The 19155-nt window shown below is 71.8% G+C and carries 21 protein-coding genes; 15 read left to right on the top strand and 6 right to left on the bottom strand.

The features are described 5' to 3' along the window. Positions 1–4: 4 nt before the first annotated feature. The 5 genes from BR70_RS22570 to BR70_RS0115710 all read left to right on the top strand — a co-directional run bounded on the left by BR70_RS22570 (position 5) and on the right by BR70_RS0115710 (position 4190). Positions 5–532 (top strand): GNAT family N-acetyltransferase, encoded by a 528-nt coding sequence (locus tag BR70_RS22570; RefSeq protein WP_051597013.1) that lies wholly within the window; start codon positions 5–7, stop codon positions 530–532. 245 nt (positions 533–777) lie between these two features. Then, on the top strand, positions 778–1446 hold the full coding sequence (locus BR70_RS0115725) for a hypothetical protein (RefSeq protein WP_027466829.1): 669 nt from the start codon (positions 778–780) through the stop codon (positions 1444–1446). Between the two features lie 118 nt (positions 1447–1564). Beyond that, positions 1565–2257 carry a hypothetical protein gene (locus BR70_RS0115720; protein WP_051597012.1) on the top strand — a complete coding sequence of 231 codons (693 nt, stop codon included), beginning with the start codon at positions 1565–1567 and terminating at the stop codon, positions 2255–2257. Between the two features lie 39 nt (positions 2258–2296). Further along, positions 2297–3742 (top strand): phytoene desaturase family protein, encoded by a 1446-nt coding sequence (locus BR70_RS0115715; RefSeq protein WP_027466827.1) that lies wholly within the window; start codon positions 2297–2299, stop codon positions 3740–3742. A gap of 4 nt (positions 3743–3746) precedes the next feature. After that, entirely contained in the window at positions 3747–4190 is a 444-nt protein-coding gene (locus BR70_RS0115710; protein WP_027466826.1) for an SRPBCC family protein, read from the top strand. Positions 4191–4265: 75 nt separating this feature from the next. Here the strand turns inward: BR70_RS0115710 and BR70_RS0115705 are convergent, their stop codons facing one another. Continuing rightward, complete coding sequence (locus BR70_RS0115705; protein WP_027466825.1) at positions 4266–5084, bottom strand: shikimate 5-dehydrogenase; 819 nt, start codon at positions 5082–5084, stop codon at positions 4266–4268. A gap of 95 nt (positions 5085–5179) precedes the next feature. Here BR70_RS0115705 and BR70_RS0115700 point away from each other — a divergent pair, with 95 nt between their 5' ends. The 3 genes from BR70_RS0115700 to BR70_RS0115690 all read left to right on the top strand — a co-directional run bounded on the left by BR70_RS0115700 (position 5180) and on the right by BR70_RS0115690 (position 7862). After that, positions 5180–6106: an NADP-dependent oxidoreductase gene (locus BR70_RS0115700; RefSeq protein WP_027466824.1), complete on the top strand. Its 927-nt coding sequence runs from the start codon at positions 5180–5182 to the stop codon at positions 6104–6106. Between the two features lie 98 nt (positions 6107–6204). After that, positions 6205–6399 (top strand): PspC domain-containing protein, encoded by a 195-nt coding sequence (locus BR70_RS0115695; protein ID WP_027466823.1) that lies wholly within the window; start codon positions 6205–6207, stop codon positions 6397–6399. A gap of 56 nt (positions 6400–6455) precedes the next feature. Beyond that, the gene (locus BR70_RS0115690; protein WP_027466822.1) at positions 6456–7862 is read left to right on the top strand and encodes an L-serine ammonia-lyase; all 1407 of its coding nucleotides are present in this window, start codon (positions 6456–6458) and stop codon (positions 7860–7862) included. Positions 7863–7877: 15 nt separating this feature from the next. Here the strand turns inward: BR70_RS0115690 and BR70_RS0115685 are convergent, their stop codons facing one another. From BR70_RS0115685 to BR70_RS0115665, 5 genes are read right to left on the bottom strand one after another with little or no spacing between them, the layout of a single operon-like run. Next, a complete protein-coding gene (locus BR70_RS0115685; RefSeq protein ID WP_181440535.1) occupies positions 7878–8714 on the bottom strand; it encodes a class II fructose-bisphosphate aldolase in 837 nt (278 codons plus the stop codon). Continuing rightward, positions 8711–9763, bottom strand: a complete 1053-nt coding sequence (locus tag BR70_RS0115680) for a 1-phosphofructokinase family hexose kinase (protein WP_027466820.1) — start codon at positions 9761–9763, stop codon at positions 8711–8713. Before BR70_RS0115680 ends, BR70_RS0115685 begins: the two co-directional genes overlap by 4 nt. Further along, positions 9760–10878: an N-acetylglucosamine-6-phosphate deacetylase gene (gene nagA, locus BR70_RS21330; protein ID WP_035809285.1), complete on the bottom strand. Its 1119-nt coding sequence runs from the start codon at positions 10876–10878 to the stop codon at positions 9760–9762. Before nagA ends, BR70_RS0115680 begins: the two co-directional genes overlap by 4 nt. Continuing rightward, positions 10875–11786, bottom strand: coding sequence for an ROK family protein (locus tag BR70_RS0115670; protein ID WP_035809283.1), 912 nt, complete (start codon positions 11784–11786; stop codon positions 10875–10877). Before BR70_RS0115670 ends, nagA begins: the two co-directional genes overlap by 4 nt. Further along, complete coding sequence (locus BR70_RS0115665; RefSeq protein ID WP_027466818.1) at positions 11786–12664, bottom strand: SIS domain-containing protein; 879 nt, start codon at positions 12662–12664, stop codon at positions 11786–11788. Before BR70_RS0115665 ends, BR70_RS0115670 begins: the two co-directional genes overlap by 1 nt. Before the next feature lie 133 nt (positions 12665–12797). Here BR70_RS0115665 and BR70_RS0115660 point away from each other — a divergent pair, with 133 nt between their 5' ends. From BR70_RS0115660 to BR70_RS0115630, 7 genes are all read left to right on the top strand, one after another. Beyond that, positions 12798–13586, top strand: a complete 789-nt coding sequence (locus BR70_RS0115660; protein ID WP_027466817.1) for a DeoR/GlpR family DNA-binding transcription regulator — start codon at positions 12798–12800, stop codon at positions 13584–13586. Positions 13587–13733: 147 nt separating this feature from the next. Next, positions 13734–14963, top strand: coding sequence for a Gfo/Idh/MocA family protein (locus BR70_RS0115655; RefSeq protein WP_027466816.1), 1230 nt, complete (start codon positions 13734–13736; stop codon positions 14961–14963). A gap of 23 nt (positions 14964–14986) precedes the next feature. Continuing rightward, positions 14987–16312 carry an ABC transporter substrate-binding protein gene (locus BR70_RS0115650; protein WP_035809280.1) on the top strand — a complete coding sequence of 442 codons (1326 nt, stop codon included), beginning with the start codon at positions 14987–14989 and terminating at the stop codon, positions 16310–16312. Between the two features lie 9 nt (positions 16313–16321). Continuing rightward, positions 16322–17299, top strand: a complete 978-nt coding sequence (locus tag BR70_RS0115645) for a carbohydrate ABC transporter permease (RefSeq protein ID WP_027466814.1) — start codon at positions 16322–16324, stop codon at positions 17297–17299. Next, on the top strand, positions 17296–18156 hold the full coding sequence (locus tag BR70_RS0115640) for a carbohydrate ABC transporter permease (protein ID WP_027466813.1): 861 nt from the start codon (positions 17296–17298) through the stop codon (positions 18154–18156). Before BR70_RS0115645 ends, BR70_RS0115640 begins: the two co-directional genes overlap by 4 nt. Beyond that, positions 18153–18926 (top strand): hypothetical protein, encoded by a 774-nt coding sequence (locus tag BR70_RS23390; RefSeq protein WP_051597011.1) that lies wholly within the window; start codon positions 18153–18155, stop codon positions 18924–18926. Before BR70_RS0115640 ends, BR70_RS23390 begins: the two co-directional genes overlap by 4 nt. A gap of 34 nt (positions 18927–18960) precedes the next feature. Further along, complete coding sequence (locus BR70_RS0115630; RefSeq protein ID WP_017887924.1) at positions 18961–19155, top strand: hypothetical protein; 195 nt, start codon at positions 18961–18963, stop codon at positions 19153–19155.

Genomic DNA, 19155 nt, shown 5'->3' with positions numbered 1-19155 from the left:
GACGGTGACGACGTTCGGACGCGACCTCGGTGACGGCTACACGCTGACGCTGCGCGACCTGACGACGGTCGACCCGGTGCTCGCACTCGTGCACGCCAACACCGATCGTCTGCGGGCCGCCGAGCCCTGGGCCTGGGACCCCCAGACCCGCGAGGCCATCGCCCTGCACACCGAGCGGCTGCTCGGTCAGTTCGCGATGGACCGCGCGCTGCCCTGCGTCATCCGGGCGGACGACCGCATCGTCGGGGTGGCCTCGCTGACGTTCGATCCGTACCTGGGCCAGGCATCGCTCGGCTACTGGGTGGACGCCGGACAGGAGGGCCGTGGTGTCGTCCGGCGAGCCGCCACCGTGCTGATCGGGGTCGCCCGGGCGCGCGGGTCCGCACGGATGGAGATCCGGACGGCGGTCGACAACGCGCGGAGCCGGGGGCTCGCCGAGCGGCTCGGCTTCGAGCACGAGGGCACCCTGCGCGGCGCGCTGCCCCTCGGCCCCGAGCGCGTCGACGTCGCGGTGTACGGCCTGCTGCTCTGACGCCCGTCGCCGTCGTGCAGGCCGACCGACACCGGTCGCCGTCGTGCAGGCCGCCGGCCGCGGCCGACGGCCGCTGGCCGCTGGCCGCGCTCCCGGTGTGCCGCAGCGCCGCACAACCAAAGCCCATCCGAACCGCGCCGACCGCCGGTTCGACGGCACTTCGGTTGTGCGCGGCGCGTCGGCACCGGGTGCCCGCGCGACCGTCGTGCAGGCCGACCGACACCGGTCGCCGGTATCGTCGGAGCATGGCCTTGTTCGGACGACGCAACCCCGACGTGCGCGATCGACCCATCAGCCAGGTCGAACTGAAGCGGGCGGTCGACGAGGGCTTCCTCATCGCGAAGGCCGCCGTCACCATCGCGGTGGCCAACCGCATCATCACGAACGCCCTCCGTGACCAGGGGTACTTCGACCACGCGCTCATCGCCGAGGCCACGCGCGAAGAACTCCACCGCATGGCCGAGGAACAGCGGGGCGACGCCGCACGCATGCGGGAGATCCGCTCCACCTCGAGCAAGCAGAAGGGCCGTTCCCGCCACCAGCACGACTACCGGCGGGGCGACGACCTGAAGCTCCGGATGCGCGAGGCCACCTACGAGCAGCTCGCCACCATGCTCGACAAGCGGCGCGACGACCAGCACTTCGTCGACGGCATCGTGCTCGCCGCGCGGGCCCGCGCCTGGGACGACATCGGCACCACCGTCGTCGGGCGCCTCGGCTGGGCCCAGCGCCCCGCGGACGACTACGAGATCGGCCGCGACGACCGGCTGCAGCAGATGCTCGACGAGGACTTCGCCGAGTTGCTCGCCGAGCACCCCGTCGGATCGACCCCGGTCGACGCCGACGAGCCCGACGACGCCGACGGTGACCAGGACGAGTCGGACCCGGCCGATCCCGACACCTCGCGCACCTGACCGGTACTTGATATACCGCCTCGACTTCGATACGCTCATCGAGTAACGCCCCAGGACCATTCGGCTCGCCGGACTCCTGGGGCGATTGCTGTCTCAGAGGAGTGCGACGAGGGGCGCGATGATCGATCCAGCCACGCTGCAGGCACTCCCGAGGCTGCTCAGCGCAGCGCGTTTCGACCGGTACGCGGCCCGCTACGACGGCCGTACCGACCTCGCTGCCCGGCTCTACGCCTGGAACTCAGAGATCGCGTCGGCGTTCTGGGGTCCCGTCGGTTGCCTCGAAGTGTTCGTCCGGAACGCGCTCCACGACGAACTTCGCCGGGGGCGTCGTGACGACTGGTGGAACGACGCCGCAGTCCACCTGCTGGAACGCGAACGCCGAGCGGTCGACGACGCCACTCGAACCCTGCGTCGACGGGGCTTCGCCGATCCCGAACCGGATCAGGTGGTCGCCGCGACGAGCTTCGGTTTCTGGGTCGGCCTCACCGATGCGGGCATCCCCCGAGACCCGATCTGGAGCTACGAGACGACGCTCTGGCAGCCGCGGCTCGTGCACGCGTTCCCCGGCCTGGGAGCGGTCCGGCGCAAGCAGCTGCACCGGCGACTCGATGCGGTGCGCAGGTTCCGGAACCGGCTCGTCCACCACGAACCGATCCACAACGCGCCGTTGGCGGCCATCCGCGACGACATCGTCGCGATCGCCGGAGCGATCGATCCCGACGCAGCGGCCTTCATCACCGGTGCGCACCGTATCGACGACGTCCTGGCTCGGAAGCGGATGGCGGTGTCGACAGGCGCCTCGGTGATCTGACCGACACCACACGCAGTCACGAGTCCCTAGGCTCGGTGCATGGTTGATGCGGTGGTCGTCGGAGCGGGACCGAACGGGCTCGCGGCAGCGGTGACGCTCGCACGCGCCGGACTGTCGGTCGAGGTCGTCGAACGGAACGACACGATCGGCGGCGGCGCCCGCACGGCCGAGCTCACCCTGCCCGGCTTCCTGCACGACGTCTGCTCCGCCGTGCACCCGATGGCCCTGCAGTCGGAGTTCTTCCGGCTCTTCCGGATGGAGGAGCGCATCGAACTCCGCCTGCCCGAGGTGCAGTACGGCCACCCGCTCGACGGCGGCCGCGCCGGCATCGCCTACCAGGACCTCGACCGCACCGCCGCCGAGCTCGGGGTCGACGGTCCGGCCTTCAAGCAGCTGATGGCCCCGCTGGCGGAGAACGCCGACCAGGTCGCCGACTTCGCGACCGACGCGCTGCTGCACGTGCCGCGGCACCCCCTGACCGTCCTGCGCTTCGGCCTGCGGGCGCTCGAGCAGGGCACCGCCGCCTGGAACCTGCGCTTCCGCGGTGAGGCCGCCCCGGCGATGGTGTCCGGCGTCGCCGCGCACTCGATCCAGCACCTGCCGTCCCTGTCCACCGCGGCGGCGGCACTGTCGCTCGGCTCGTACGCGCACGCCCGCGGCTGGCCGGTGCCGATCGGCGGCAGCCAGGCGATCGTCGACGCGCTCGCCGCCGACCTCGTCGCGCACGGCGGCCGCATCGTCACCGGGCAGGAGGTCCGGTCGCTCGGTGACCTCACCCCGGCGAAGGCGGTGCTGTTCGACACGAGCGTGCCGGGCATGCTCCGGATCGCGGGCAAGCAGATCCCGACGCCGAAGCGCGGGGCGCTGCGTCGCTTCCGGTTCGGCAACGCGGCGGCGAAGGTCGACTTCGCGCTGTCCGACCCGGTGCCGTGGACCAACGAGTCGCTGCGGAAGGCCGGGACCGTCCACATCGGCGGGACCCGCCAGGAGATCGCGGCGGCGGAACGGGCGGTGGCGCACGGGCAGCACGCCGATCGCCCGTACGTGCTCGGGGCGGAGCCGACCGTGGTGGACCCGACCCGGGCACCGGCCGGCAAGCACGTCTTCTGGGCCTACGCGCACGTCCCCGCGGGGTCGGACGTCGACCCGACCGAGGCCGTCACCCGCCAGATCGAGCGGTTCGCGCCGGGGTTCCGCGACACGATCCTGTCGTCGAGCTCCCGCACCGCCGTGCAGATGGGCGAGTACAACCCGAACTACGTCGGTGGCGACATCGCCGCCGGTGCCGCGAGCTTCTGGCAGCTCGTCAAGCGCCCCGTCCTGTCCAGCGACCCGTGGCGGATGGGTGGCGGCATGTACCTGTGCTCCGAGTCCTCCGCGCCCGGCCCCGGCGTGCACGGGATGGCCGGGTGGCACGCGGCGAAGAGCGCACTCCGGCACACCTTCGGCCTGCCGGAGGACGTCGACCTCACCCCGGAAGGCTGATCACATGGCGAAGAACGTCCGCATCCTGCACTGCCGTCCCGAAGCCGTCTTCGACGTGCTCGGCGACGGGTGGCTCTACACGACCTGGGTGGTCGGGGCCTCGCGCATGCGCAAGGAGGAGTCCGGCTGGCCGCAGGTCGGTACCCACCTGCACCACTCGTTCGGCGCGTGGCCGATCGTCATCAACGACGTCACGACGTCGCTGGTGTGGGAGCCGCCGCACCGCATGGTCATCCAGCCGAAGGGCTGGCCCATCGGCGAGGCCCGCGTCGAGCTGACGGTCGAACCGCACCGGCACGGCAGCAAGGTCACGATCACCGAGAACGCGGTGGCCGGGCCGGGCTCGTACGTGCCCGACTTCCTCATGCAGCCGCTCATCTGGATCCGCAACCGCGAGACGCTCCGCCGCCTCGAGTGGGTGGCCGTCGGGCGCGCGGCCAACGCCTGAGACGTCCCACGAGACGGACGGGAGGCCCGTGGCGGTGCCGCCACGTGCCTCCCGTCCGCCCTGTGGGTGCGTCGACTACTCGGCGCGCGAGAACTCGCTGGCCCGCGCCACCTGGTCGTCGGTCAGGGCGACGCCCGTGTACCGCTCGAACTGGCGCGCCGCCTGCAGGGCGATGACCTCGGCGCCGGTGATGACGTGCTTGCCGGCGTCGCGGCCTGCCCGCACGAGCGGGGTCTCCGACGGGAACGCGACCACGTCGAAGACGGTGTGCGCCGCCTCGATCCGTTCCGGCGCGAAGGCGAGTGCGTCCTGCTGGTCGCCGCGCATGCCGAGCGGGGTGACGTTGACGACCAGGTCGGTCTCCCCCGCTTCCCGCTCGTCGGCGACCCACTCGTAGCCGTACTGCGACGCCAGGGCCGGGCCGGTCTGCTCGTTGCGGGCGACGACCGTCAACCGGTCGAAGCCGGCACCGCGGAACGCCGCCGTGACGGCCTTGGCCATGCCGCCCGAGCCGCGGAGCAGCACGCGTGAAGCCGGGTCGACCTCGTGGGACCCGAGCAGGGCGGCGATCGCCTCGTAGTCGGTGTTCGACGCGGTGAGCACGCCGTCGTCGTTCACGACCGTGTTGACCGACTGGATCGCGGCGGCGGAGTCCTCGATGTGGTCGACCAGCGGGATGATCGCCTCCTTGAAGGGCATCGACACCGAGCAACCGCGGATCCCGAGCGCACGGATGCCGGTGACGGCACCGGGCAGGTCGGTCGTGGTGAACGCCTTGTACAGGAAGTTGAGGCCGAGCTCGTCGTACAGGAAGTTGTGGAACCGGGTGCCGATGTTGCTCGGTCGCGCGGCCAGCGACATGCAGACCTGCATGTCCTTGTTCAGGATGGGCATGCCCCCAGTCTCGCACCCTCTCCCTTTCGCGTCCTCGCAGCGATGGAGCGGTCCACACAGACCGGGTGCCGCGCGCCGGGGTAGCGTCGGTGAGGATGACTGAGATCCCGGAGACCATGCGCGCTGTCCGCTTCGACGAGTGGGGTGACCGATCGGTCCTGCACGTCGCCGAGGTGCCCGTTCCCGAGGTGACGCCCGGGCGGGTGCTCGTCCGTGTCCGCGCCGCGGGTATCAACCCCGGTGAGTCGGCCATCCGCCAGGGTGCGTTCGGTGGCGACCTGCCGTCCGGGCAGGGCACCGACTTCGCCGGCATCGTGGTGGCCGTCGGGGCCGAGGTCGACGGCGTCGACGAGGGCGAAGAGGTCATCGGCTGGTCGTGGGACCGCGCGAGCCAGGCCGAGTACGTCTCCGTGCCGGCCGTCCAGGTCGTCCAGAAGCCACGCCTGCTCGACTGGACCGTGGCGGGTGGCCTCGACGTCATCGCGACCACCGCGGCCGCGGCCGTCCGTGCGGTCGATCCGCGTCCGGGCGAGACCGTCGTGGTGTCCGGCGCCGCGGGCGGGGTCGGCGGCTTCGTCACCCAGCTGCTCGCGAACGAGGGCATCGACGTCATCGCCGTCGCGTCCGAGGCGAACCACGAGTGGCTCCGTTCCAAGCGTGCACGGCCGATCGCGTACGGCGACGGGCTGCAGGAGCGCATCACCGAACTCGCGACGAACGGCATCGACGCCGTGATCGACACCCACGGCGCCGAGTACGTCCGGCTCGGCATCGCCCTCGGGGTGCCGGTCGACCGCATCGAGACGATCATCGCGTTCGACGAGGCCGCCGAGGTCGGGGCGAAGGCCTCGGGCAGCGCGGACACCGCCGACCCGGAGATCCTCGGGGCGCTCGCCCTCGAGGTCGCGAACGGCGCGATCGAGGTGCCCGTCGCCGCGACCTACCCGCTCGACCGCGTGCAGGACGCCTTCGAGGAGCTCGAGCAGGGCCACACCCGCGGCAAGATCGTCCTCATCCCCTGATCCCAGCGCCGCTCAGGGCCGGTCCGGGGGTTTCCCCCACCACGCTCGGGGTGCGTCCCGGATGCGCGCGACCGGCGGCGTTGCGTAGCGTCGTCGGTATGAGCACACTCTCCCGTCCCCGCAACGGTCGTCTGCTGGCCGGCGTCTGCGCCGGTCTCGCCGACCGCTTCAACCTGTCCCGCACCCTGGTCCGGGTGGTCTGGGTCATCCTGAGCTTCTTCCCCGGGCCGCTGTGGATCGCGTACGTCGTGCTGTGGTTCGTGATGCCACCCGAGGGTGGTCGGCGGCGCTGAGCGGTCGGGGTCGCGGCGCTGAGCACCGGTCCGTCCGGACGGGTTAGTGTTGCGGCGTGCCGGTCTCCGTCTTCGATCTGTTCAGCGTCGGTGTCGGCCCCTCGAGCTCGCACACCGTCGGTCCGATGCGAGCCGGTGCCGAGTTCGCCACCCTCGTCCGTGGCCTGCCCGTCACGTCCGTGGTGGTCGACCTGTACGGGTCCCTCGCGTCGACCGGCCAGGGTCACGGCACCCTCGGTGCCGTCGTCGCAGGGCTCATGGGGTCCCACCCGGAGACCGTCGACCCCGATGCCATGGTCCTCGCGCTCGACGCCGTGGAGCGCGACGGTGTCCTGCGGCTCGACGGCGGTGCGAGCGTGCCGTTCCGCCTCGCCGACATCGTCCTGCACCCCCTGACGATGCTCCCCCGGCACCCGAACGCCATGCGGCTGCGTGCCCGTGACGCCGCCGGGACCGATCTGGCCGACGAGACCTACTACTCGATCGGTGGCGGGTTCATCGCGCGGGACGAGGCAGCCGAGCCCGCGGCGGACGCGTCGGCTGCCGTCGCCGGTGCGGCGATCCCGGTCGACGACGCCGTGCCCCACCCGTTCTCGAGCGGCGCCGAGCTGCTCGCCGCGTGTGCCGGTTCAGGTCTGCCGATCAGCGGCGTCGCCCTGGCGAACGAGGCCGTCACCCGGACCGACGTCGAGATCCGGTCCGGACTGCTGGGCATCCACGGCGTCATGGATTCGTGCGTCGACCGTTCCGTCCGCAGAGGTGGGTGCCTGCCCGGCGGGCTCGACGTCCGCCGTCGCGCCGCCACCTGGCACGAGCAGCTCACCCGCGAGGACCCCGACCACGACCCGCTCTTCGCGATGGAGTGGGTGAACCTCGTCGCCATGGCGGTCAACGAGGAGAACGCCACCGGAGGCCGCGTCGTCACCGCCCCGACGAACGGCGCAGCCGGCATCATCCCCGCGGTCCTGTACTACGCGCTCACCTACGTGCCCACGGTCGCCGACGCCCCCGCCGCCGAACGGGACGACGCCGTCGTGCGGTTCCTGCTCACCGCCGGAGCGATCGGGTCGATCTACAAGGAACGGGCGTCGATCTCCGGCGCCGAGGTCGGCTGCCAGGGCGAGGTCGGATCCGCGGCGTCGATGGCGGCTGCGGGGCTCGCCGAGGTCCTCGGGGGCACGCCGGAGCAGGTCGAGAACGCCGCCGAGATCGCGATGGAGCACAACCTCGGGCTGACCTGCGACCCGATCGGCGGTCTGGTGCAGATCCCGTGCATCGAGCGGAACGCGATCGCGGCGAACAAGGCGATCAACGCCGCCCGGATGGCGCTGCGCGGCGACGGGGTGCACCACGTGTCGCTCGACCAGGTCGTCGAGACGATGCGGCAGACCGGGGCGGACATGTCGTCGAAGTACAAGGAGACGGCGATGGGCGGGCTCGCGGTGAACGTCCCGCTCTGCTGAGCGTCCGCTCGCGCGTCAGGCGTGCAGGAGCGTCAGCAGTCGCGCCGTCTCGGTGGCGATGGCGTCCCGGCCCGCCGACACGTACTTGCGCGGGTCGACGACGTCCGGCCGCTCGTCGAGCACGGTGCGGAGCGCACGGGTGAACAGGCCGTTCAGGTGCGTCGAGATGTTGATCTTCGTCATCCCCGCGTGCACGGCACCGCGGAGTTCGTCGTCGGACAGGCCCGAGGACCCGTGCAGCACGAGCGGGACCGGCACCGCGGCACGGAGGCGCTCGACCAGGTCGCGGTCCACCGAGGCCTCGCGGGTCTGCATCGCGTGCGAGGTCCCCACCGCGACCGCCAGGGCATCGACCCCGGTGTCGGCCACGAACGCGGCGGCGTCGGTCGGATCGGTGCGGACGCCGGGCGCGTGCACGCCGTCCTTGCCGCCGACCTCGCCGAGCTCGGCCTCGATCGCGACACCCGCGGCGTGACACCGCGCGGCGAGCTCGCGGGTCGCTGCCACGTTGGCGGCGAAGTCCAGGTGGGAACCGTCGTACATGACCGAGTCGACGCCCAGGTCGACGCCGGCCGCCACCAGCTCGGGGTCCTCGATGTGGTCGAGGTGCACGAGGACCTCGACGTCGGCGGCACGTGCGACCGCCTGCGTCGCGGTCGTGATCGGTGCGAGGCCGCCGTGGTAGCGGACGCAGTTCTCGCTGATCTGCAGGATCACCGGAAGACCAGCCAGCTCGGCGCCGGAGACGATCGCCTCGGCGTGCTCGAGCAGCACCACGTTGAACGCACCGACCCCGCGGTGTGCCGTGCGGGCGGTGTCGAGCAGGCCGGTGAGGGCGAGGTCGGTGATCATGCGGGGGTCCTCGTTCGGTCGTGGGCGGGAGCGGGCGGGGTGGACAGGAAGCGGTGGACGTCTGCCGGGTCGACCGCGCCGGCCACCGGCTGGAGGACGGCGGCGGCCCCGTGTGCGGCGGCGGACCGCAGGGCTCGGAGCAGGGTGGCGTCGTCGGGGGCCGGGACGCTGCCGTCGGGCGCGGGGAGACCGGCACCGACGAGCACCTCGACGAGGACACCGACGAGCCCGGCGGTGGCGGCGTCACCGGCGCCGGTCGGGTTGCCCGAGACCCCGGGGACCGCCGGCACCTCGAGCACGTGCTCGGCGGTGTGGGCGGCGATGCCGTCGGATCCGCGGGACACCACGACGACTGTCGCACCGAGTCCGAGGAGCCGGAGTGCCCCGGACCGCTCGTCGTCGGTGCCCGTGGCCTCGAGCAGTTCCTCGCGGTTGGGCTTGCAGACCGTCGCCCCGGCCGAGGCGGCAGCCAGCAGCGCGGTGCCCGAGCAGTCGACCACCGAGAGCACACCGCGGTGGCGAGCGGCGGTGACCCAGCGGGCGACGACCGCGGGATCGGAGTCGCGGGGCAGCGAGCCCGACACGACCAGGGCGGCTGCGAGCAGGGCATCGGCGGTACCGGCGGTACCGGCGCCACCGACGGCGCCGCCAGTACGGCCGACATCGCCGTCGAGCAGTGTCTCGACCGCGGCGGTGACCGTGTCCCACTCGTCGGGGCTGAGCACGGGTCCGGGCTCGCCGAACATCGTCGGGTGGGCGAGGTCGTCCACCACCGTCACGGTCGTGCGGGTCTCACCACGGACGGCGACGTCGGTGTGGACGAGCCCGAGGTCGTCGAGGGCGTGGGTGATCCAGCGCCCGCCGTCGCCGCCGAGGGGCAGCACGGCGTGGGTCGGCACGCCGGTGGCGGCGAGGACCCGCCCGACGTTCAGGCCCTTGCCGCCAGGGCGCCGCTGGACCTCGAGCACGCGCTGGGTCTCGCCGATGCGCTGTTCGGCGACCCGGTAGGTCACGTCGACGGCCGGGTTCGGGGTGACGACGAGGATCATGCGACCACCGCCGTCGGCAGGGCTCGGACGCTGCCGCGCTCCGGGCCGAGCACGACCAGGTCGGCGGGGGCGCCCACGCTGAGCGGTGCCGGAGCCCCGAGCAGGCGTGCCGCACGCCTCGCGGACGCCGCGACGACCTCGGGCAGGTCGGTCCCGGCGTCGAGCAGGCGGCGGACGGCGTCGGCGACCGTGATCGTGCTGCCCGCCAGCGACGAACCGTCGGCGAGCACGGCGAGCCCGTCGCGGACGGTCACCGCCGATCCGGCCACCGTGTACGTGCCGTCGGAGCAGCCGGTCGCAGCCATGGCGTCGGAGACCAGGACCACCCGGCCCGGAGCACTGCGCTGCACGAGGGTGACCGTCACGGGATCGAGGTGGTGGCCGTCGACGATGCACTCGAGCAGCACACGGTCGTCGGAGAGCGCGACCCCGACCGGCCCGGGCGCACGGTGGTGCAGCGGGGGCATCCCGTTGAACAGGTGGGTGACGAGCGAGGCTCCGGCGTCGACCGCGCGGCGGGTCTGCTCGGCGGTGGCGTCGGTGTGGCCGATGGCGACGACGACCCCGGCTTCGACGAAACGGGCGACGGCCTCGAGTGCACCCGGGAGCTCCGGCGCGAGCGTGACGATCCGCAGGGCGCCACCCGCGGCGTCGCAGTAGGCGTCGACCTCGGCGGGGTCCGGAGCGTGCAGCAGGTCCACGCGGTGCGCCCCGCGACGGGCGGGCGCGAGCCACGGCCCCTCCAGGTGCAGCCCGGCGAGCGTGCCGTCCGCGACGAGTGGCCGGAGCCGGGTGAGGGCCGCCACGGTGTTCGCGCGCTCGCCCGTGGCGATGGACCCGACCAGGGTGGTCGTGCCCCGTGACCGGTGGTGCCCGGCGGCGACACGGGCATCCTCGGCGGAGCACCCGGCGAAGTCGTGCCCGAGCGCCCCGTGGGCGTGCAGGTCGACGAACCCGGGCACGACCACACCGTCGACGGTGACGGCGGTGTCCGTGCGCATCGGGGACCCGGTGCCGGTCGCCAGAACGGTGTCGTCGTCACCGATGACGAGCCAACCGTCGTGCAGGTCTGCCTGGGCCGTGACGATGCGATGGGCCCGAACGAGGGTGGTCACAGCAGGACCCCGGTCTCGGCCTCGAGCAGCGTGCGTGCGAGGAGCCCCGCTCCGATGGCGCCGGCTGCGTCACCGTGCCGGGCGGGCACGATGACGGGGACACGGACGCCCTGCAGACGCTCCGAGACGGCGTCGCGCAGCGGGTCGAGCAGGAGCGGGCCCGACTCCGCGAGTCCCCCGCCGACGATGATGGTGTGGACCCCGGCGACCGCGGTGGTCCAGGCGAGTGCGTCGGCCAGGACCGCGACGCAGTCGTCCCAGACCGCACGGGCAGCGGGGTCGCCCTGGCGGACCAGGAGCATGGCGGCGTGAGCGGACGGCACACCGGAACGACGTGCGACTCCCCCGGCGGACGCGATCTCCTCGACGCGGTGGCCCGCGTGCGGGCCGGCCTGGATCCGGACCTGTCCGATCTCCCCCGCCCAGCCACCGCCGGACACGACGGCGCCGTCGACCACCAGGGCGCTCGCGAGCCCGGTGCCGACCGGCACGAACGAGACCGACCCTCGCGAGAGCGCCGGGTCGCCGGCCCGGACCTCGGCCAGGGCGCCGGCGCGGACGTCGTGGCCGAAGGCGATCGGTACGTCGATCCCCTGCCGCAGGAGCTCGGCGCGGACGAGGTCACGCACCGGGACGTCGCGCCACCCGAGGTTGACGGACAGGTCCACGGTGCCGCGGGTCTCGTCGACGACGCCGGGGGTCACCACCCCGATGGCTCCGAGCTGCACCCGTCGCGTGGCCTGTGCGGCCAGTCCGGCGACGACGGCGGCGAGGCGCTCGGCGCCCGGGTCGTTGCGCGGCGTCGGTACCCGGGTCTCGTCGAGGACGAGACCGTCGGCGGTCGTCAGCCGGGTCTTGATGCCCGTGCCGCCGACGTCGACCCCGAGCACCGCGCCTGCGCCACCCATCAGGTGAGGATGACCGACCGGGTGAGCGACCGGGGGTTGTCCGGGTCGAGCCCGCGTCCCTCGGCCAGGGCGACGGCGAACCGGTGCACGACGACGAGTCCGGCGATCGGGTCGAGGTCGTGCTGGACGAAGCGGGCGCCGGTGGCGGCGACCTCGTCGGCCAGTCCGTCCGGCGCAGTACCGAGCGACCAGACGAGCCGTCCGGGCTGGGCGATCGCGATGGGACCGTGCCGGTAGTCCATCGCCGGGTAGGACTCGGCCCAGAACTGCGCTGCCTCACGCGTCTTGAGCGCGGCTTCGAACGTCAGGCCGACGGCGGACCCACGACCGACGAACGAGACCTGCTCGGCGTCGAGCAGGTCGTCGATGGGCACCGTCAGTGCGGTCTCGGCCTGGGCTGCGAGCGCGTCGACGTTGTCACCGATGGACGCCCGCAGCAGTGCGAGCGTCGTGGTGGCGAAGCGGGTCTGGACGACCGAGCGCTCGTCGGCGAACGGCAGGGCGACCACCTGGTCGGCGACGGCCGCGGCGGGGCTGTCGGCGACGGCCGTGATCAGGACGGTCCGCTGCGACGGCAGGGCCTGCAGCAGGTCGACGATCTCGGTCGTCGTGCCCGAGCGGCTGATCATGAGCACGCGGTCGTACTCGCGGGACGCGGGGTACTCGGACCCGGCGAAGGCATCGGTCACGCCGAGGCCCGCCTGCTCACGGGCGACGGCGTAGCTCATGGCGATGAACCAGCTCGTGCCGCAGCCGATCACGGCCACGCGTTCGCCCGGCTGAGGGAGCGCATCGGCGAAGGTCGGCAGGAGCGCGGCGGCTGCACGCCAGGTCTCCGGCTGCGAGGCCAGTTCAGCGCTCACGAAGGTGTCGGTCATGGGAGCCTTCCGGGTCCGGATCGATCCGGGTGATCGATGATCAGGAAGCGTAGCGAGCGATCGTGCGCAAGGGAAGGGCAAAACGTCATTTCCGATCACCGTGGGACGGCGGCGACGCCGTAGGATGACCGTCATGACCCCCCAACAGCGGCTGAACGCCCTGCTCGAACTGGTGAGTGAACGCGGCAACGTGTCGATCGCCGAGATCGGGGAGCTGCTCGGGATCTCCGCCGCGACGGCTCGCCGTGACCTCGCGACCCTCGCCGACCAGCGGCTCGTCACGCGCACGCACGGGGGAGCGGCAGCACTCGGGGCCGGGTACGAGCTCCCGCTGCAGTACAAGATCGCCCGGCAGGCCGAGGCGAAGACGGCGATCGCCCGCGCGGCCGCCCGGTTGGTGCAGCCGGGGGAGACCGTCGGGCTCAACGGCGGGACGACCACGACCGAGGTCGCGCGTGAACTCGGCAAGAGCGAGCGGTTCATCCGCGCCGACGGCGAGTTCGGCATCACGATCGTGACGAACGCCCTGAACGTCGGGTACGAGCTGTCCGTCCGCGCCAACGTGAAGATCGTGGTCACCGGTGGTGTGGCGCGGCGGCAGTCCTACGAGCTCGTCGGGCCGCTCGTCCGGGACACCCTCGACGAGTTCGCCCTCGACCTCGTGGTGCTCGGTGTCGACGGGCTCACCGGCCAGTACGGCGCGACGACCATGCACGAGGGCGAGGCCGAGGTCAGCCGCCACTTCGCCTCGGTCGGGCGACGGGTCGTCGTGGTCGCCGACTCGACCAAGATCGAGCGGTCGACCTTCGCCCGGATCTGCCCGCTCGACCGCATCGACGTCCTGGTCACCGACCAGCCGGTGCCGGCCTCGTTCGCCGCCGACCTGGCCAGCGCAGGCGTGGAGCTCGTCGTCGCCGACTGAGCGCCCCCTGCGGCCACCCCGGAACGGTCCGGACGTTTCGATCGTGTAAAACCCTCCCCGGCACGGATGCGTGAGCGATCCGTGAGCGCCTATTGTGCATTCATGATCGATTCGGCATCATGGGCGTCACATTCACGCAAGGGAGCGATGAGCATGGGCGCTGACAACGCAGGACTCCGCGTCGCGGTGATCGGGATGGGCCAGCGGTCCGCCATCGCGCGCCACGTGGCCGAGGCAACGGCCGACGACCCGTCGCTGCAGGCCCGGGTCGTGGCCGTCGCGGACGTCACCGCGGCCGGCCGCAACCGCGGGCACGACGAGTACCCGGACGCCCTGGTGGTCGAACACCACCGTGACCTCACCGGCCACGTCGACGCGGCCATCGTCACCACGCCGGACTGGACCCACGCCGAGATCGCGATCGACCTGCTCCGCGCGGGCATCGCCGTCTACCTCGAGAAGCCGCTGGCCATCACGGTCGAGGACGCCGACGCCGTCCTGAACACCGCGGCGGAGACCGGCACGCCGCTGTACGTCGGGCACAACTTCCGGCACGCCGCCGTGGTCCGCCTGATGCGCGAGATCGTGGCCCGCGGCGAGATCGGCCAGGTCAAGGCCGTCTGGTGCCGGCACTTCGTCGGCAACGGCGGTGACTACTACTTCAAGGACTGGCACGCCGATCGCAGCAAGGTGAACTCCCTGCTGCTGCAGAAGGCGAGCCACGACCTCGACGTCATCCACGCGCTCGGCGGGGGTGACACCGCCCGGGTCGTCGGCATGGGGTCGCTGTCGGTCTACGGCGACGTCACCGACCGGCGCGACCGCAGCGGCGAGCTCATGGGGGACTGGTTCTCCCACGACAACTGGCCGCCGCTCGCCCAGACCGGGCTGAACCCCGTCGTCGACGTCGAGGACGTCTCGATGGTGATGATGACGCTCGACAACGGGGTGCAGGCCAGCTACGAGCAGTGCCATTTCACCCCGGACTACTGGCGGAATTACACCGTCATCGGCACCGAAGGACGCCTCGAGAACATCGGCGACACGGGTGGTGGCGTCGTGAAGGTCTGGACGCACCGCCGGGGTTGGGACACCGCGGGGGACCGCGAGTACCCGATCGACGGCGTCGAGGACGGTCACGCCGATGCCGACCTGCTCACCATGACCGAGTTCCTGCGGTCCGTCGCGTTCGGCGAACCGTCGGAGCTCTCCCCGATCGCGGCCCGTGCCGCGGTCGCCGCCGGCGCGCTGGCCACGCGCTCGCTCCGCAACGGGTCCGTCCCCATCGACGTCCCCCCACTGCCGGCCGACACCATCGCGCACTTCACCCGCTCCACCCCCTCCACCCCGCATCCCGCCCAGACCGTCGGTTCCTGACGGCCGTGCGAAAGGACACCCCGATGACCGCACACATCCCCACCCGAGGAACCGGCGTGCGCCGCGTCCTCCTCGGCGCCGTCGCCGCCCTCGGCGCGGCCGCACTCCTGGCCGGCTGCTCCTCGTCGTCCGGAGCGTCCGGCTCCGGAGGCGACTACGAAGCCGCGCCGAAGGACACCAAGGCGTCCCTGACCTACGCCGTCTGGGACGAGAACCAGGTCAAGGCCATCAAGGCCAACCTGAAGGGCTTCAACGAGGAGTACCCGGACATCAAGGTGAGCGTCGACGTCACGCCGTTCGCCAACTACTGGACGAAGCTGCAGACCCAGGGCTCGAGCAACACCCTGCCCGACCTGTTCTGGATGAACGGCCCGAACTTCCAGCTGTACGCGGCCAACGGCAAGCTCGCGCCGATCACCGGCGAGGTCGAGTCGGGTGACATCGACGCGTCGAAGTACTCGAGCGCACTCAACGACCTCTACACGTACGACGACACCCAGTACGGCGTGCCGAAGGACTTCGACACCATCGGCGTCTGGGTGAACAAGTCGCTGTTCGAGCAGGCCGGCATGGACCTGCCCTCCAACGACTGGACCTGGGACGACTTCCAGCGGACCGGCGCCGAGCTGTCCGAGAAGCTGCAGGCGAAGGGCGCCTACGGCGCAGCCGGTGGCATGGACGGCCAGACGACGTACTACAACACGATCCTGCAGGCCGGGGGATCGGTCGTGAACGCGGACGGCACCGAGTCCGAGTACGCCACGAAGGCCTCCGAGGACGGCCTGCAGTTCTGGACCGACCTGATCGACTCGGGGGCATCGCCCTCGATCAAGCAACTCACCGACACCACGGCCGACCAGTGGTTCACCTCGGGCAAGCTCGCGATGTACCAGGGCGGCAGTTGGTTCCGCTCCGCGCTGACCGGCACCGAGCTCGAGAAGGACGTCGTCGCCTACCCGCTGCCCAAGGGCAAGGAGCAGGCGACCGTCATCCACGGTGTCTCGAACGTCGTGTCCGAGGCGAGCAAGGACAAGGCAGCCGCCCAGGCGCTGCAGGTCTACCTCGCGGGCAAGACGGCCCAGCAGCAGCAGGGCGACATGGGCGCGGTCATCCCGGCGTACGAGGGCACGCAGAGCGCCTTCACGAAGACGATGCCCGACGCCGACCTGCAGGTGTTCCTCGACGCGGTGGACTACGCGAAGCCGCTGCCGGTGTCGAAGAACACGGCCGCCTGGAACACCCTCGAGACCACCCTGCTGCCGAGCGCCTTCGACGGGTCGAAGCCCGTCGACCAGGTGGCAGAGGACCTCGCACAGAAGATGGACGCCGCCCTCGCCAAGGAAAAGTAGGACCCGCGCGTGACGATCAACACCGAGCGGCCCCCGGCCGCAGCCACCCCCGCCCGGACGACACGTTCGTCCGGGCGGGGCGCCCCCGCGCCGCGCGCCGACGGCGGCCGAGCGCCACGACGGACCGACGGCTGGTGGCCGTGGCTCTTCGTGCTCCCGTTGCTCGTCGGCGTCGGCACCTTCTACATCTGGCCGATCATCCAGACGTTCTGGTACTCGTTCACCAGCTGGGGCGTCTTCGGGGGCGCCACGTTCACCGGCGTCGCCAACTACGTCCGACTCGTCGGTGACCCGCAGCTCTACCAGTCGCTGCTCAACACGGTGATCTACACCGTGATCGTCCTCGCCGGGATCCCGATCGCGGTGTGGCTCGCCAGTCTGCTGAACACCCCGGGGCTGCGGTTCGCCCAGTTCTACCGGGTGCTCTTCTTCCTGCCGTACGTCGCCATGCCCGCGGCGATCGCCCTGGTCTGGCGCATCATGTACAACGGCGACTACGGCATCGTGAACTGGTTCCTCGGGAACTTCGGCATCGACGGCCCGTACTGGATCTCGACCCCCGGCTTCGCGCTGATCGCGGTGAGCCTGGTCGGCCTCTGGTCGTCCCTCGGGTTCTCGATGATCATCCTCGGCGCCGGGCTCAAGGACATCCCGCCGGAGCTCTACGAGGCCGCGGAGCTCGACGGCGCGAGCCGGTGGCGGCAGTTCCGCTCGGTCACCGTGCCGTTGCTCAGCCCGAGCATCTTCTTCGTGGTGATCGTCACGACGATCTCGAGCTTCCAGCTCTTCGACCTGCTGTACGCGATCCTCGGCAGCACCAACCCCGTGATCCCGAAGACGATGTCGCTCGTCTTCTACTTCTACAGTGCCGGGTTCATCGACAACGACAAGGGCTTCGCGGCCGCGATCGCGATGGTGATCTTCCTGCTCATCGGCATCGTCACGCTCGTGCAGTTCCGCGTCCAACGGAAGTGGGTGCAGGGATGACCGCCACCGTCACACCGCCTCGGACCGCGCGTCGGCCCGGCCGTCGCGGCGGCAGCCACTGGTGGATCCACGTCGTGCTCGGCATCGGCGGGTTCGCGATGGCGTTCCCGTTCCTGTGGCAGATCATCATGTCGCTCTCCACGAACGCGCAGGTGCAGTCCGTCACGCCGGTCTTCTGGCCGGGGGAGCTGCAGTGGCAGAACTACGCGCAGGTCTTCGAACGCCTGCCGTTCCTCAGCCAGCTCGGCACGTCGGTGTACGTCACGATCATCCGCACGCTCGCGCAGATCGTCCTGTGCACGCTCGCCGGGTACGCCTTCGCCCGGATGCGGTTCCGCGGTCGGGCAGCCCTGCTCGCGATCGTGCTGTCGATCCTGCTCGTGCCCTCGCAGGTCTACCTGATCTCGCAGTACCAGATCGTGCAGGGGCTCGGCTGGCTCGACACCCTGATGGGGATCGTCGCACCCGGGCTGTTCAGCGCCTTCGGAACGTTCCTGATGCGGACCGCGTTCCTGAACATGCCGCCCGAGCTCGAGGAGGCAGCGCGGATGGACGGTGCGAACCCGTTCCAGACGTTCTGGCGGATCATGCTTCCCCTGGCCCGACCCTCGATCAGCGTGCTCGCGATCACGATCGTGCTGTGGTCGTGGAACGAGCTGCTCTGGCCGCTCGTGGTCTCCACCCGCGCCGAGGACATGCCGCTCGCCGCCGGCCTCGCGACGCTGTCGAGCGACCGCACGATCGACTACCCGGTGCTGATGGCCGCCAGCCTGATGGCGATGGCGCCGGTGCTCATCATGTTCGTCGTGCTGCAGCGTCGGGTGATGGACGGGCTCGCGTCGTCCGGTCTGAAGTGACCACCGTGACCCCCGGCCGGGAGGCCCGTCCCGCGTCCGTCGCGGTCCTCGCCGCCGCCGTGGGGTCACCGGACGACTCCGCGACGGTGGCGGCCGCACTGGCCGCCACCGTCGCCGACGCCGGGGCCGCGGAGCGGGACGCGCGCCTGGTGGCGGCGCTCCGCGCCGCGGTGCCGGACACCGCCGACGCCCTCGCGGAGCGTGGGCTCCCGCGCGCGCTCGCCGAGGCATCCGTCGCCGACGTCGACCGCAAGCTCGCGCGCTACGGGCTGCACGGCACCGGGGTGGAGTGGCTCGTCGCCGTGGTGACCGGGCGTGTGGTGGCCGTGGGGCGCCTCCAGTTCGAACTCGGCGACCACCTGGCGGACGGCACGCCGGCCTGGGGTGTGCACGTGCCGGAGACCGGGCCGCTCGACCCGGTGGCCTGCGACCGCTCGTTCGCCCGCGCACCCGAGGTCCTGCGCGGCCTCGCACCGCAGCTCGCTGCGGACCGGTGGCAGTGCCGCTCCTGGATGCTCGATCCGGGCCTGCCCGCCGCGCTCGGCCCCGATGCCAACCTCGTGCGCTTCGCCCGGCGCTTCCGTCTCGTCCCGCCGGGGGAGCACGATGCGACCGAGGGGGACGCCAGCGTCGCGAAGTTCGTCTTCGGGGTGCCGCTGGCCACCGCACGGTCCGCGGCGCCGTCCGGTCGGTTGCGCACGGCGGTGCTCGACCGGTGGGCGAGCGGTGGGCACTGGACCGAGCGGACCGGCACGGCACCGGTCGCATGACCGCCCGCAGCTGCGGCCGCGTACCGTGCACGGCATGACGAAGCCCGACCACGACCACCTCGACGACGGCGTCGACATGACGTTCGAGGAACGCCGACAGGACACGTTCCGCCGCATGTCCGGATCCGACGAGCACGACGCCGACCCGCGGGTCGAGGTCTCCCGTGCCGAGGACGGCGACGTCCGCATCGACGTCGCCGACACCGCGGCGGTCCGACCCGGCGAGTGA

The organism is Curtobacterium sp. UNCCL17 (genome assembly GCF_000686685.1).
Classification (GTDB): domain Bacteria; phylum Actinomycetota; class Actinomycetes; order Actinomycetales; family Microbacteriaceae; genus Curtobacterium; species Curtobacterium flaccumfaciens.
Note: the sequence above shows the minus strand (reverse complement) of the source record. Positions and strands in the feature narration are given on the sequence as shown.

Coding starts and splice junctions, on each gene's coding strand:
- BR70_RS0115640 (WP_027466813.1), top strand. CDS start 17,296: ATGACCGCCACCGTCACACCGCCTCGGACCGCGCGTCGGCCCGGCCGT.
- BR70_RS0115650 (WP_035809280.1), top strand. CDS start 14,987: ATGACCGCACACATCCCCACCCGAGGAACCGGCGTGCGCCGCGTCCTC.
- BR70_RS0115655 (WP_027466816.1), top strand. CDS start 13,734: ATGAGCATGGGCGCTGACAACGCAGGACTCCGCGTCGCGGTGATCGGG.
- BR70_RS0115720 (WP_051597012.1), top strand. CDS start 1,565: ATGATCGATCCAGCCACGCTGCAGGCACTCCCGAGGCTGCTCAGCGCA.
- BR70_RS0115710 (WP_027466826.1), top strand. CDS start 3,747: ATGGCGAAGAACGTCCGCATCCTGCACTGCCGTCCCGAAGCCGTCTTC.
- BR70_RS0115705 (WP_027466825.1), bottom strand. CDS start 5,084: ATGCCCATCCTGAACAAGGACATGCAGGTCTGCATGTCGCTGGCCGCG.
- BR70_RS0115665 (WP_027466818.1), bottom strand. CDS start 12,664: ATGACCGACACCTTCGTGAGCGCTGAACTGGCCTCGCAGCCGGAGACC.
- BR70_RS0115725 (WP_027466829.1), top strand. CDS start 778: ATGGCCTTGTTCGGACGACGCAACCCCGACGTGCGCGATCGACCCATC.
- BR70_RS0115700 (WP_027466824.1), top strand. CDS start 5,180: ATGACTGAGATCCCGGAGACCATGCGCGCTGTCCGCTTCGACGAGTGG.
- BR70_RS0115630 (WP_017887924.1), top strand. CDS start 18,961: ATGACGAAGCCCGACCACGACCACCTCGACGACGGCGTCGACATGACG.
- BR70_RS0115695 (WP_027466823.1), top strand. CDS start 6,205: ATGAGCACACTCTCCCGTCCCCGCAACGGTCGTCTGCTGGCCGGCGTC.
- BR70_RS0115680 (WP_027466820.1), bottom strand. CDS start 9,763: ATGATCCTCGTCGTCACCCCGAACCCGGCCGTCGACGTGACCTACCGG.
- BR70_RS0115660 (WP_027466817.1), top strand. CDS start 12,798: ATGACCCCCCAACAGCGGCTGAACGCCCTGCTCGAACTGGTGAGTGAA.
- BR70_RS0115685 (WP_181440535.1), bottom strand. CDS start 8,714: ATGATCACCGACCTCGCCCTCACCGGCCTGCTCGACACCGCCCGCACG.
- BR70_RS0115715 (WP_027466827.1), top strand. CDS start 2,297: ATGGTTGATGCGGTGGTCGTCGGAGCGGGACCGAACGGGCTCGCGGCA.
- BR70_RS0115670 (WP_035809283.1), bottom strand. CDS start 11,786: ATGGGTGGCGCAGGCGCGGTGCTCGGGGTCGACGTCGGCGGCACGGGC.